This window comes from Chlamydia pecorum E58 (assembly GCF_000204135.1).
GTDB lineage: Bacteria > Chlamydiota > Chlamydiia > Chlamydiales > Chlamydiaceae > Chlamydia > Chlamydia pecorum.
This window is the reverse complement of the sequence record NC_015408.1, coordinates 605479-620673: the sequence shown is the minus strand read 5'-3', so window position 1 is coordinate 620673 and position 15195 is coordinate 605479. Positions and strand designations below refer to the sequence as shown.

The following is a 15195-nucleotide window of genomic DNA, read 5'->3' as shown; positions in this document are numbered from 1 at the left end:
AAATATATGCTACGCCCCCTTATCCCTAGAGCTTTCTTCCTTGATTTCTTTCTTTTGTTTTTGTATTCGCTCAAATAAATTTTAAACCTCAAAGATTTTTATGAGAACTTCGTTTTCTTGGTTGTTTGTTCCTTCCTTAACCCTTTCTCTTCCCTTCTCTCTTTCTGCCGCAACCACGAACCTCTCCTCACAAAACAGCTTTAATGGAACAGGAACGTTCTCTCCAACAACACTCAACGATTCTACTGAGGATATTTTAAATTTTCTTGGAGATGTTTCTATCTCCAATGCTGGCTCTGGTACAGCACTAACTGCCAGCTGCTTTGGACAAACAGCTGGAGACTTTACTTTACAAGGAAACGGCTTTTCCTTAAGTTTTAACTCCATTACTGCTCAAGACTCTGTTGATGGGGTTGCTATTAGCGCTACAGCAACAAATCCAGGCAAAGCCTTATCTCTTTTAGGGTTTTCCAATCTCTTTTTTACGCTATCTCCAGCATCAGGAGGAGGAATAGGGACAGGAACAGGGAAGGGTGCAGTAAACTCTACAGGATCTGCTCTCCTTCAGGGAAACAAAAACGTCATCTTTTCTAAAAATACAACAACGGAAAACGGTGGGGCTCTTCATGCTGCAGGGACAGTCACCTGCACAAACAATGCTTCTCTTTCATTTCAACAGAACACTGCAACTACCAATGGCGGTGCCTTATACACTACGGGAGAAGTTATTCTTAGTGATACCTCGGGTTCGGTAACATTTATAGGAAACTCCGCAGCTTTAGGTGGCGCTCTGTATTGTCAAGGCAATGGCTTTATCACCAATAACTTCCTTGTTGATTTTGAAGGGAACAGCACTACAGGAACGACAGGAAACGGCGGGGCGATTTACTGCAGCCAAGCAACACCAACTCAGCCTCCTCAAGCTCCCGCAACGCCAGCTCCTGTATTGACAATATCCGGGAACCAGTACGTAAACTTCCTCAACAACTCTGCAACCAGCAATGGCGGAGCGATCTACACCAACAAGCTGGTTTTGTCTGCGGGAGGGCCGACGCTCTTTCAAGGAAATACAGTTACGAATGACACCACAGCGAAAGGAGGCGCCATTGCGATTGCAGAAAATGGTGTAATTAGCCTTTCTGCAGATTCTGGAGACATTACCTTTTCAGGGAACAAAACCATCACAGGAACTGCAGGTTCTCAGCAAACAACTACGAGAAACGCCATAGACCTTGGAAATGCTGCTACTTTTTCTCAACTTCGCGCCTCTGCAGGGAATGCGATCTTTTTCTATGATCCGATTACCTCTTCCACAACACAAACACCAACTCCAGCTCTGTCTACTTTAAATATCAATGGTCCAGATACTACAAACAATCCCTCCTACCAAGGAACTATTGTTTTCTCTGGAGAGCAACTGAGTACAGAAGAAGCGGCTCGAGCAGAAAATCTCAAATCAACAATTAAACAAAATGTGGAGTTGTCAGGAGGAAGTTTAGTCCTTAAACAGGGCGTGACTCTTGTGGCCTCTTCATTTACCCAACAAAGCTCCTCTTCTCTCATTATGGACACAGGAACCACATTGGAGAGTGAAGGGGATTTAACTGTTACCAATCTCGCTATTAATGTCGCTTCCTTGGATCCTAGTAAACAGGCCAAATTAAAAGCAGGCTCAAATAAAAAAATCACTCTATCTGGGACTGTGACTCTTTCCGACCCTACGGGGAGTGCTTACGAAAACCTGATGTTTGATAAAGACGCAACGTTTTCCTTTTTATCTTTGGAGGTCACACCTGCAAATGCCGATACTGCAGGCTTGAGTTTAACGCCATCATCTCCAGAGGGGCATTATGGCTATCAGGGGACGTGGTCCTTGACGTTAGGGAGCGGTCAAAATCCACAAGCAGCAACGTTATCCTGGGTGAAATCGGGGTATACTCCTAATCCTCAAAGGGTGACCTCTTTGGTCCCGAATAGCCTTTGGGGATCCTATAGTGACATGCGAGCTTTTCAAAGCGTCTTAGAAACATGTTGCTATCATGAACACGACGCCTGGGAACTCTGGGGAGCAGGAATTGCGAATTTCCTCCATCGCGATCATACAGCAACAAACCGCCAGTATCACCACACTAGCGCTGGCTATGTTCTTGGAGCCTCAAGGTCTTTATCTTCACAAACGTTAGTGAGCTTAGCTTTTGGTGAGCTTTATGGAAATGATAAGGACCGCTTTGTTGCACAAAATCATGCAACAATCTACGGAGGTTCTTTATACCTTCAACATGTTGGGCAGTACTCCCCCTTTAGGTTCTTTTTCAATAAGCTGCTCTCTGAAAAACATGCACAGAAGTGCATTTTCAAAGCTCAGCTTAGCTACAGCTATGCTGATAACTCCCTAACAACACGCTATACTTTTGCTCCTAAAGTTCAAGGGAGTTGGAGTAATGACTGCCTAGCTGCAGAGCTTATCAGTACGTTTCCAATGGATTTCTACAAAGGAACTCATGGGTTCTATAGTTTTTCTCCTATAGTAAAAGCAGAAGTGATCTATGCCCACCAAAAAGATTTCAAAGAATCCGGAAATAACGGAAGACATTTTGCTAGCAGTGATCTTCTGAACTTTTCGCTTCCCATAGGCTTAACCTTTGAAAGGAAGCTCCATGCAGTCACTCTCCATACTACGCTTCTTTACGTAGGAGATGTGTATCGGAGAAATCCTCATGGTCTTACTACCCTCATACAGAACAATGCCTCTTGGGAAACTTTTGGAACAAATCTTGCCAGACAAGCCTTCATTGCACGTGCGGGCGCCCACCTAGCCATGACACAAAACTGCGAAATCTTTAGCAAATGTGCTTTTGAGTTGAGAAGCTCTTCTCGAACTTATAATGTACACCTTGGCGGCAAGCTCTTTTTCTAAAAAAGAAGAAATGATTTTTTAGTTGTTTTTTTTTTTTTTTTTGTGCATCAGGAAAAATATTTTAATTTTTTATAGATATTGCCATGAAATGTTCTCTGCATAGGCTGTTGGTTTCTTCAGCCATAGCCCTCCCTTTTTCTAGTTTTTCTTTATTTTCTGCAGAAACCCCTTTAGGCTCTGCGGATAGCTACAGCGGAAGTGGAAATACAGTGCAGTTTACTCCTAAAGCCACTAATGACAGTGCAGGAACAACGTACTCCTGTACTGGAGATATGTCTATTTATAATGCAGGAAGCAGTGGAAGCCCACTCTCTTCTGCGTGTTTTCAGGAACAAGCTGGAGACTTAACATTTGATGGCAATGGCTATTCCATGTCCTTTAACACTATTAATGTGGCAGCAAGTAATCCTGGAGCTATAAATGCTAAAGGTGCGGATAAAACCTTGACTCTTATGGATTTTTCTACCCTATCCTTTATTGCTTCTCCATCAAGCACTACAGGAACTGGAGCGATTGAATCTGCAGGGACTATTAATCTTACGAACAATAACTATGTTACCTTCATAAATAACGCTTCCACAACTACTGGAGGCGCCACCTGCTCACAAGGAAACTGTACGATTTCAGGGAATCAAACTGTCCTCTTTGATAGCAATAAAACCTCTGGATCGAATATCAATGGCGGAGCTATTTGCTGCTTCAAGCAACCACCAGCAGTTCCTCCTCCAGCTCCTATACTCACTATCAAAGACAATAACGAAGTTACCTTTATAAACAATACTGCTTCAGGAAGTGGAGGCGCAATTTATGCACAAAGCCTTACCCTATCTAGTGAAGGTAAGGGTGTGCTCTTTACCAATAACACTGCAAGCGCAACGTCATCACCAAAAGGTGGGGCGATTGCGATTGCTGACAATGGAGAAATTAGTCTCTCTGCAGATGGAGGTAATATTACCTTTAATGGCAATACAACTAATACGACTGGAGGAGCAGGAACCCCTACTAGAAACGCTATTGATTTAGGGAGTCAAGCCAAGTTTACTGTCCTTAGAGCTACTGAAGGAAATTCGATTTACTTCTATGATCCTATTACAGGAGATTCTGCTGCTTCATCAGGCGACTTAAACATCAATAATCCTGAAAGTTCAGCAACTTACGGAGGCTCCATTGTTTTTTCAGGAGAAAAGCTCTCTGAAACGGAAAAACAACAAAGTTCAGGTGCAAATCTTAAGTCTACGTTTAAACAACCTGTAACTTTAAAAAGTGGCTCTCTAGTTTTAAAAGATGGCGTTACAGTAGATACAAATACATTTACTCAAGAATCAGGCTCTACCCTGCTAATGGATGCGGGTACTACCCTATCTGCAAGCACAGCGAGTGTTACAGTGACTAACCTTGCTGTGAACATGAGTTCCTTAAACGGAACAGATAAAGTGACACTTTCAGCTACTGCTAGCAGTCAAAACGTAACACTATCAGGTCCCATTACGTTAATGGATGATGGTGGCAATGCCTACGAAAATCCCGATCTAAGAAATTCTCAAGACTTTAGTTTTGTAGAGCTCTCTGCAGGTTCTACAGGAGGAGCAGGAACTGCAACTCCACCTGATAGTAACAATACTAATCCTCAGATAACAGAGCAAACTCCACAACACTATGGCTATCAAGGAACATGGGCTGTGAAGTGGGTCCCAGGCACTGGCGCGGGAGGAGGAACTGCTCCACAAACACAAACAGCAACTTTGTCTTGGGCAAAAACAGGATATATTCCCAATCCACAAAAACGAGGAAACCTTGTTCCCAATAGTCTTTGGGGAGTGTTTGTAGACGTTCGCTCTATCCAAGAGGTAATGAAAAGAAGTTCAGACTCTCTAAATGAAGGAAGGGGCATCTGGGCTTCTGCTATTGGAAACTTCTTCCATAGGGATAACATTAACAAGGGCTCTGAAATCCAACAGGGATTCCGTCATCGATCTGCAGGGTACATTATCGGAGCAAGCACACCTACAATAGAGGACAATGTCTTAAATCTTGCTTTTTGCCAGCTTTTCGGAAGAGATAAAGACCGCCTCGTTACGAAAAATCATATTACTTCGTATGCAGGCTCTATAAACTTCCAACACGAAGGTCGTTTAGACTACATCACAAACCTCCTTCCTCAAGGGTCTTATAGTGCTTGGGGGCCAATAGCTCTAATGCTGAACGCACAATTAACTTACTGTCATTCTAGCAATGACATGAAAACATCATACACACAGCCAACCCCCCAAGAAGTTCAAAGTAGTTGGGGAAATGATGGGTTAGGGATGGAAATAGGAGGGCTTGTTTCCATTCCTACTCAACATTTTCGATGGTTTTCATCCTACTCACCTTTTGTGAAAGTACAACTCACCTATGCTCACCAAGAAGACTTTAAAGAATCTGGAGAAGCAGCTCGCTCTTTCGAAACTAGCGATCTTTTCAACTTCGGCATGCCTATAGGAATAAAACTAGAGAAATCTATGGGATTGTCCTCATATGATCTTTCTATTGCTTATGTTCCTGATATTATTCGAAGTAATCCAGATTGCACAACTACGCTCATCATTAGTGGGGATTCTTGGCAAACCTTCGGAACAAACTTGGCTAGAAATGCTCTACTTATTCGTGCGGGAAATTACTTTACATTTTCCGACACTTGGGAAATGTTTAGCCAGTTTGCCTTTGAACTCAAAAGCTCTTCCAGAAGCTACAGTGTAGATCTTGGAAGTAAAATTCGGTTCTAACTCCTAGGGTTCTTTTCCTTAAAACCCTCTTATTCTTATTTCAAGAATAAGGGGGTTTTTCATTTACGAGTCCCTACAGTCATGTCTAAAAAACTCTTTGAATTGTGCTCTCGTCTTTTTACAAAAGATATTCGTAGCCCCATCTCACTACACGCATCATCAGATTCCTGGCAAATCTTTATGCCAGACACTCTGCTCGTTCGTATAGGAACCCCTGACATCCTCTCCAGAAATGTTTAATCCGGGAAACTTTGCATTCAGAGTCTCTTCACAAAACTATAGTGTAACCGTGAGAATAAAGTTCATGTTTGGCTTTAAATAGTTTTCTCTTGATTCTTGAGAACAAGGGCTTTTTGAATGCGACTGAAAGGGAAGCTCTTGCTTTCATTTTTTCCTTTTTGTTATGAATGCGATAATCTTTAAAGTAAAAATTTCAAGGTATGAAAGCCTCCCTTTCTTGTCTTTTTCTCTCCTCTCTAGGTCTCTTTTATTTCCCTTCTTTATGTGCCACTGAAACCCTTCTTTCTCCCCAAGATAGTATAGATGGGGAAAACACCACCTCCTTTACAGGAAACGCCACTACAACTGATACTACCTATACCCTCACTGGAGATGTTTCCTTTGCACATTTAGGGGAGACTACGGCCCTTACAAACAGTTGTTTTTCTAATGCCTCCGAAAGCCTTTCTTTCCTTGGAAACGGCTTCTCCCTAAGCTTTGATACGATAAAATCCTCTGCTGAGGGTGCTGCCATTAGCGTCTCTGCCTCAGATAAGCACCTATCCCTATCTGGATTTTCCAAGCTCTCTTTTCTTAGTTCTCCTACTAGCAGTTCCCCTGCTAATAATAGTGAAAAAGGAGCGATAAAATGTGGGGGCAATGTTGAAATTGCCGATACGACTTCCGTAGTGTTTTCAAAGAATGCCTCAGCAAATGATGGTGGGGCAATCTCTACCAAAGCCCTTTCTCTTTCTAAGAATTCTGCAGTTTCCTTTTCAGAGAATACTGTAGCCACAGGAAAAAAAGGCGGTGCGATTTATGCCTCTGGGCAGGTAGAGATTTCCTCAAGCTTAGCCACTGTTTCTTTTGTGAATAACAGTGCTGGAGTCAGTGGAGGGGCTATCTATACGGAAACAGGATGTTCCCTTATAGGGAACAACAGTCTTGTGTTTGATTCAAACAAAGCTACTGAAACTGATGGAAATGGTGGGGCGATTTACTGCATAGCACCTGCGGCAAGCCCAACAAACCAACCCTCAAATCCTGCTCAAAACAACAGTGGGGGTTCTGGAAGCTCTGGGGGAAGTTCAGCCCCAGCAAACTCTGCTCCTGGAACTGGAGGAAATCTTGATCCCTCTCAACAAACCAACGGAGCAAATTCAGGAGCCTCTACTGGAGCTCCAGCAGGAGGAGCTTCTAGTGGGGCTCCAGCATCAGGGGCTGGAGCCCCAGCAGGGACACCTGGAACTCCTGGATCAAGCTCTAGCTCTCCAAGTCCCTCCTCTCCAGCGAGTCCTCCCTCTTCTCCTGGAGGGACTACAGCACGAGTCCTCCTTGGGAAACATGCAAGCGTACCAGCTGTAGGGGCTGGAGCGACAGCTCCAGAGCTCATTCTCTCTGGGAACCAATCTCTGGTCTTTACGAACAATAGCGCAACAGCTAACGGCGGAGCGATTTACGCGAAAAATCTCACCTTATCCTCAGCAGGAACCGGAGCGTTTTTTGTAAACAACCGCGTAACTAATGCAACAGCTCCCAAAGGTGGAGCTATTGCCATTGCTCAAAGTGGCACAATTAGCCTTTCTGCAGAAGGCGGAAACATTACTTTTGATGGGAATATTGCCCATACTTCTGGAGTAACTCCAGCCTCTAAAAGAAATGCTATCGACCTTGCGGACTCTGCCAAGTTCACAAACTTACGCGCAACAGCAGGAAACAGCATCTTTTTCTATGACCCGATTACCAGCTCCACAACAGGAAATACCGGGAATACTACTACCGACATATTAACTATTAACCAGACAGACCCAACGACAAAGCAAGAGTATGGAGGGACGATTGTATTCTCAGGAGAAAAGCTCTCCAAAGAAGAGAAAGCTATACAAGACAATCTCAACTCTACATTTGCGCAAGCAGTCACATTAAGTAATGGGACTTTAGCTTTAAAGGAAGGTGTCACCCTCACAGTAAATAAAGCTTTTGTTCAAGAGGAGTCTTCTCTTCTCCTTATGGATGTCGGGACAAAATTAGCCTCAACGACAGAAGATATTACAGTCACCAACCTCGCGATAAACGTAAATTCTTTAGTTTCTGGAGATCCTACACGCCGTGCTACGTTGGAAGTTTCTGGATCAGGAAAAAGTATTAATCTTTCAGGGCCGATTACTCTTACAGATCCCTATGGGAATGCCTATGAGCAACATGAGCTAGGCGCCTCCAAAGTTTTTGATTTTGTTGAATTTATCACTCCTGCTGCATTAACAACTTCCAATTTTCCTATTGCTCAGGATACGCAAGAGCACTTTGGCCACCAGGGTACATGGTCGATTCTTTGGAGCAGTGCTCCTACAGCTCCAGGAGCAACACCAATAAAAACAACAGCAACTGTAACGTGGACAAAAACAGGATATGTTCCGAATTTGGAACAACGAGCCTCTTTAGTTCCCAATACGTTATGGGGGACGTTTATGGATATGCGCGCGGTGCATCATCTTCTGGGGATATGCTCCGTAGGAGAACAACACCGCCAGGGATTTTGGATCGCAAGCGTAGGGAACTTCTTCCATAGGGATGGGACAGAAAGAGCAAAGCGTTACCGACATATTGCTGCGGGTTATGCCCTAGCAGGAAGTGCCCTTACACCTAAAGAAGATGCGATTACCCTAGCATTCTGTCAGCTCTATCTTAGAGATAAGGATTATGACGTTACCAAAAATAAAGCGCAAACTTACGCTGGATCTTTGTTCTTCAAGCATTTGCATACCCTACACCCTCGAGATTTCTTTACTTTAGGAAGATCCAAGCTCCCTAAAGAACTGACGTCAAAACTCCCGGAGGAATTTCCAGTTCATACGGATATACAGGTGACCTTCGGCTATACAAGCAACACCATGAAAACCCGCTATACCAGGTATCCTGAAGCGGAAGGCTCTTGGGATAACGAGTTCATCTCGGGAGAAGCTAGTGCATATATCCCTGGAATACAGGTTCATCCTCTGCCTTTTCTTCCTATACTCTCTCCTGTGGTTAAGGTTCACCTTGCCTATGCCCATCAAGGAAGCTTTTCTGAGATTTCCTCAGAAGGTAGAGCCTTTACAAATAGCCGCTTACTGAACCTTGCTCTCCCCGTAGGGCTAAAGCTAAAGAGAGAATACACCCAGACTGACGGGGGCTATTGCCTTTCAGTATATTATGTTCCTGATGTGTATCGTCATAATCCCCACTGCTTAACGACATTACTCTACTCTGGGGACTCGTGGAAAACCTACGCTACAAATCCTTCTAGGCAAGCTTTCCTCATTCTTGGTGAAAACCACTTTATTTTTGATCCTCGCTGGGAAGTATTTGGACATTGCGCAGCGGAAATCCGCAGTTCCTCTCGAAACTACAGTGTAGATTTGGGAAGCAAAATCCGTTTCTAATGTGTTCTCCTAAGGTAGACTCTATATCTACCTTAGGTTCCTTTTCGGCATTTCCCTTGATTTCTTTTTTTATCCTTAAGTAAAGTTCCCCCTTCATAACTTAACAGTGATTAGAACATGCGCAGATTTCGTTTCTCATGTATTACCTGTCTCCTATCTTCCTACAGCCTTTCCGCTAGTGTGATCTACTTATCAGAACTGGACAGCTACAGCCCTAACCAAAACCTTCATCTTTTATCTCCGAGGATCTCTAAGGATTCCGGAGGGACCTCATACGTGTTCTCAAACAGTGTCGAGATTTCCCATGCCCTTTTCCCTCTAGATAAAACCGCAAATTGCTTTACCAATACGGAGGGAAATCTTGCCTTTATTGGAAATCAACACGCATTAATTTTTGACCATGTCCAATCAAACGCTATAGGAGCAACGATCAGCCACCAAGCCTTAGGTCATAGCGTCACACTCTCAGGCTTTTCCATGGTGTCCTTCATTCAAGCGCCCTCCTCCACAACCTCAGGAACAGGACAAGGGGCTCTCTATAGCTTAGGGCCTGTGCTTATCCAAAATAACCATAACCTTCTCTTTTGCAACAACACCTCAACAGGAAACGGCGGGGCGATTTACTGTCCGTTCCTTTTAGGCTCTAAGGAAGCTGTTCCCTCTGTTAGCTTTTCTGGAAATGAGATACTGACCTTTTCTCACAACAGTACCTCCCAAGGCAATGGCGGCGCGATTTACGCCCATCATCTGACGATTTCTTCAGGGCTATCCACACTCTTTAAAAATAACCATGCCCATAGTGATACCCATCCTGGAGGAGGAGCAATCGCCATTGCCGCTGGAGGAACGTTAGCGTTATCTGCAGATTATGGGAATATTATCTTTGAAGGAAACACTGTCTCCTCACAACCTAATAAACGCATGCGCAATGCGATCCATCTTCATCATGGAGCACGCATCACACAATTGCGCGCTACAGAAGGAAATCATATTTCTTTCTATGATCCCCTTATCCAAATTGGAAACCCTACGGAAGAGCTTGTCTTGAATGCTCCTGAGGGTTCACATAAGTATCGAGGAACACTACGTTTTTCTGGGGCTCAGTTCTCCAACAAAGAGAAAACTCTTGAAGATCTCACCTCTATTTTCACACAAGATGTCCGTTTAGCCTCAGGAACGTTATCTTTAGAAGATGATGCTGTAGTAAATATGCGCTCATTTACTCAAGAGCAAGATTCCTGTGTGCGTATGGATAAAAACACCATTTTACAATGTGATAAGGATATCTCCCTTGCGAATCTCTGTTTACACCTTACCAACACCCCTCCCCAACAAGCAGCAAGCATCATCTCCCAAGGGGGAAGGCTCTCTTTACAGAACCCTATCATGTTAAGTACTCCCCATCATAGCTTTTATGAGCATCCTGATTTACAACATAGCTTTACCGTAGATATCTTAGAACTCAAAGCAAAAGAGTCTGAAAATATTCAGGTTTCAAAAATAGAGGCTCTTCCTATAGGGAAGCCGGAATCCCATTACGGCTATCAGGGAAATTGGAATATCCAATGGAAGGATACCCAAGATCCTAAGGGAGAAGCTGCCATAAAAAAAGCTTCAATTACTTGGGAACCCACAGGCTATGTTTTACATCCCGAGCGTAAGGGAACGTTAGTGCCGACGAGTGCTTGGGATGTAGCCATGGACATGCGTGCTGTTTTTTCCCTCATAGAGTCTAGTGTTGAAAATCCTTTTTCCTCCTTAGGAGTCTGGTCTTCAGGAATTGTCAATTACTTTGAGCACAACGATGGGGATAAAGAAAGCCATAGATACGAAAGCCTCGGCGGGGTTTTAGGATTGAACTGCCGGCTGTTTTCCTCCCACCTCTTAGGGATTTCTGGAGGGCAGATCTTTGGAAAATCTCAGGATTTTTCTGTATCTCAAAATCTCTCTGTAACGCAATTTGGCTCTGTATATGCACAAGTTACAGATGAGGCGACATTAGCAACACTATGTTCTGCAAAAGTTAGCTTCAGCAGAACTTCTCATACCCTAAAAACCCACTACACCTTTACGGATTCCCAGGAAAGTCCCTGGTTGAGTACGTGTTGGTCTGGAGAGTTCGCTACAGGAGTCCCCATTACTGGAGGACATCCAAGATCCCCATGTAGAATTACTCCCTTTATCAAGCTTCAAGGAGTGTTCTATGACCAGCAGGCATTCGAAGAATCTGGAGAGGAAGCACGAAGTTTCGATGATATGCGTCTGATGAGCCTGTGGATCCCTACAGGGATAAAGTTCGAAAGACACGGATACAAAGCAAGAAACTCTATGAATTTCTCTTTAGCGTATGTTCCCAATGTCTTTCGTAAGCACTCCCATGGGGAAATTTCCCTCCTTTCCAACGGGATTTCCTGGAAAGCAGAAATGTTAGACCTAGAGCCTCAAGCTGTTCTTGTGCAATTTACAAACCACTATGTTCTCTTCCATCGCGTGGAGCTTTTCGGAAACGCCACCTGTGAATTAGGACATAACGCACAGAAATACCACGGCAGCGTCAGCATGAAAATTCTCTTCTAACTCTCCTAAAAGATCGGCATCTAGCTGCCGATCTTTTTCTCTCTTTGAGAGAAAATTCTATCCTCTTAAAACATCCAAATACACATGCATGCGGGGAACCCTCGCTCAGCATTGCTTTATTTGCTCAGGTCTTCTATGTATACAAGAAACTTCTGAGGGCGATTATGCATAAAGCTCTACCGTGTTGTTGGTTATTTCTGAGTTCTTCTCTGCTGGCGATATCTCCCTTAGAAATCCCTATAGATAGGCAGAATCTTCCCTCACTGTATGCCCTGTGGGAAGCTCCCGAAGGCACAACATTCGCACTTCAAGATCATCTTGTTCTCTCCCATTTAGATAGCTCACAATCTCCTCATCCTCTGAGCTGCTTTACCAATACCCAAGGGCCTCTAAGCTTTTTAGGAAACTCCTATTCAGGACATTTCCATTATCTAAATGCATCCTCGCAAGGGCTTGTTATCCATCAAACCTCCCTCTCTCCCGTGACTTTTTCCTCTTTTGATACCCTATCCTTTACTCACTGTTGGATCTCCAAAACCCCTAGCTCCTCATCTTTGATCTACTCTGAGGGCCCTGTACACTTTGTTAACAACTGCTATCTAAAGTTTCTACAAACATGCTCTTTAGGCTCAGGAGCAGCGATTTATGCTCCTAACCTCTCCATACAAAATACCTTAGGCTCTCTAAACTTCGAGAACAACACGACACAAAATCACGGAGGAGCTCTGGCGATTCTCTCCTCAGGAGAGATCTCCGAAAATTTCTCTCCTCTTCTTTTTTCCCAGAATTCTGCAGAAAATCATGGGGGAGCCATCTACCTTGAAGGGCCCTTTGAAATCTCAAATAACGCCTCTAGTGTGATCCTCTCTCAAAACAAAGCACAAAGTGGAGGAGCCATCTACACCCTTGGGGAGCTCACACTCTCAGGAAATACCTATCTTTCCCTACAAGGAAACACCGCCTCCTCAACATCCTCCAAAGAAGGCTGCGGAGGAGGGATCTATACCCCTTCAAAACTTACCCTATCTAAAAATCACTATAGCAGCTTCTCTAGGAATCTCGCAGATTCCTATGGTGGGGCAATATGTGCTCATCAGCTGACGATCGCTTCTACAGGACCTACAATATTTATAGACAATCACGCCTCCAAGGGAAGCGCGATTGCAATACAACCCTCGGGAGAACTTCAGCTCTCTGCAGATTTTGGAGATATACTCTTTCAAGGAAACACTTCATCTCAAACGGGGATCCATAATGCTATACATCTTGCTTCCCAAGCGAAGCTCTCCAAATTACAGGCAAGAAAGCACTCTACGATCTGTTTTTTTGATCCTATTACAAGTGAAGCCCCACGACAAACCTCACCTCTACCTACACTTACTCTCAATCCCCAAACGCCACAAGAAGCTTATATAGGAACGCTTCTCTTTTCAGGAGAAAAACTCCTTCCTAAGGAGCGTGCTCTCCCTGAAAATCTCACCTCTACTCTCCATCATAAAGTGGTTCTCGCAGGGGGGACCCTCTCCTTAAAAAAGGAAGCCCAACTCCATGTCTCTTCTTTTTCCCAAGCTCAAGAGTCATTGTTGATCATGGAGATCGGCACCTCACTCGCAACAACAAACCTCCATAATCCCCAAGAAGGAATTTCTATACAGGCACTTGCGATTCCCCTAAGCTCTCTTGATGGCTCACGCTCTGCACATGTAAATGTCACTACCCCCCAAGGAAAACTCCAGCTCTCGGGAAATCTTAAGTTTCTCAATACCTCCGAGGAAAATTTTTATGAAACCCACGACCTCCTAAACCACCCCAAGGTAACCTTTCCTCTTCTCAAGATCCCTTCCTCTAGCGAAAGGACAAAGTTCCACCTCGACCCTCAGGGAGACACTTCCTCTCCCTATGGATATCAGGGAACCTGGAAGCTCTTTTGGGAAGATTCTGAAACACAGACTTCTCTAAAAGCTATTTGGGAAAAGACAGGGTATCTTCCCCATCCGGAACGGCAAGCTTCCCTTGTTCCTAATACCCTATGGGGAATAGCCATGGACCTACGTGCAGTTCAAGATCATATCCATACATTAGATGTGGGAGCTTCACAAACCCTAATGGGATTATGGGGGGCCTCCTTCTCGAATCTCTTCTATACCCAGATTCCTGGAAACACCTACCATCATAATAGCTGGGGACATCTCTCGGGATTACATCTACATTACGAAGGGAACATGATCGGAGGCCTTGTTGCTCAGATCTTTAGCAAAAGCCATGACAACTTCATAAACTCCTGTAAAGCCACTACCCATATCCATGCTGCCTATGGGAAGATCTCCTCTCCATGGATCCACATTACCGCAAGCTTCGGCTATGCGGAAGGCTCCCAAGCCTTAAAAACCGCTTACAAAACCTTTACCTCTAAAGGCTCTGCCTCCTGGGGAAACCTCTGCAGATCTGGAGAACTTTCTGCAGCACTTCCGTGGATGTTTTCTGAAACACGACTTTTCAGCTCTATGCGGCCCTTTATCAAGCTCCAAGCATTTGAATCCAAACAAAATGCCTTTGAAGAAAAAGACAACCCAGAAGCCCGCCATTTTGAAGAGAGCTCGATAAGGCATGTCTCCTTACCCATAGGCATCACTTGCGAGAAGCGCTCCAAACACTACCCAACCCTCTACAAACTTGAAGTCGCCTATTCTCAAGATCTCTACCATGAAGCGGTTACAGGAGCCACAATGCTAGCGATCAACCAAGCTTCTTGGCTCACCCCTAGTGTGGCTCTTGGAGAACACGCTTGGATCTTTCTTGCCTCTGGATATAAAGGAGTGAACCGCCACGTGGGGATCTCAGCAAACTTCTCAGGAGAACTCCGTAAAAACTCCCGAATGTTTAACTTCAGCTGCGGAAGCAAACTCCTCTTTTAAAGAGCTCCTCGCTAAATAAAAACATCCCTAGAAATGCTTGGAAACTTTGCTCCCCAATGATGTGACTTTACCAGATAGGCTATGTTTTTTCTTTTCCTCTAAACGAGAGTTTAAACTTTTGACAGACTCGTTCTCTTCACCCAACTCTCGACACTTAGCTTCAAGAGACTCCTTCTCCCCAGCTAGCTCATTATAACTAACTACCCATGCCTCGTTTTTATTCACAACATGTAAGGAGAAATATAACGTCAGAATAATAAGTACAGCTACCACAGTAGAGATTGCTACCACTATATACTCAGAGAAACCAAAAAGAAGACTCCCTAAAAGGGCTACAGTTGCAAGTAGTAACTCCAGATTTCCTAGAACAAGAAACGTAA

The 15195-nt window shown here is 44.1% G+C and carries 6 protein-coding genes; 5 read left to right on the top strand and 1 reads right to left on the bottom strand.

The window, feature by feature from the left end; translation table 11 throughout:
• Positions 1-100 precede the first annotated feature (100 nt).
• The 5 genes from G5S_RS02765 to G5S_RS02745 all read left to right on the top strand — a co-directional run bounded on the left by G5S_RS02765 (position 101) and on the right by G5S_RS02745 (position 14815).
• Positions 101-2917, top strand: coding sequence for an autotransporter domain-containing protein (locus tag G5S_RS02765; protein ID WP_013712661.1), 2817 nt, complete (start codon positions 101-103; stop codon positions 2915-2917).
• An 83-nt stretch (positions 2918-3000) separates the two neighbouring features.
• Complete coding sequence (locus G5S_RS02760; protein WP_013712660.1) at positions 3001-5682, top strand: polymorphic outer membrane protein middle domain-containing protein; 2682 nt, start codon at positions 3001-3003, stop codon at positions 5680-5682.
• Positions 5683-6122: 440 nt separating this feature from the next.
• Positions 6123-9323 (top strand): Pmp family polymorphic membrane protein autotransporter adhesin, encoded by a 3201-nt coding sequence (locus tag G5S_RS02755; protein ID WP_013712658.1) that lies wholly within the window; start codon positions 6123-6125, stop codon positions 9321-9323.
• A 117-nt stretch (positions 9324-9440) separates the two neighbouring features.
• Positions 9441-11900 (top strand): polymorphic outer membrane protein middle domain-containing protein, encoded by a 2460-nt coding sequence (locus tag G5S_RS02750; protein WP_013712657.1) that lies wholly within the window; start codon positions 9441-9443, stop codon positions 11898-11900.
• Positions 11901-12064: 164 nt separating this feature from the next.
• Entirely contained in the window at positions 12065-14815 is a 2751-nt protein-coding gene (locus tag G5S_RS02745; protein WP_155559906.1) for a polymorphic outer membrane protein middle domain-containing protein, read from the top strand.
• 27 nt (positions 14816-14842) lie between these two features.
• Here the strand turns inward: G5S_RS02745 and G5S_RS02740 are convergent, their stop codons facing one another.
• The gene (locus G5S_RS02740) at positions 14843-15106 is read right to left on the bottom strand and encodes a hypothetical protein (protein ID WP_013712655.1); all 264 of its coding nucleotides are present in this window, start codon (positions 15104-15106) and stop codon (positions 14843-14845) included.
• Positions 15107-15195: the final 89 nt, after the last annotated feature.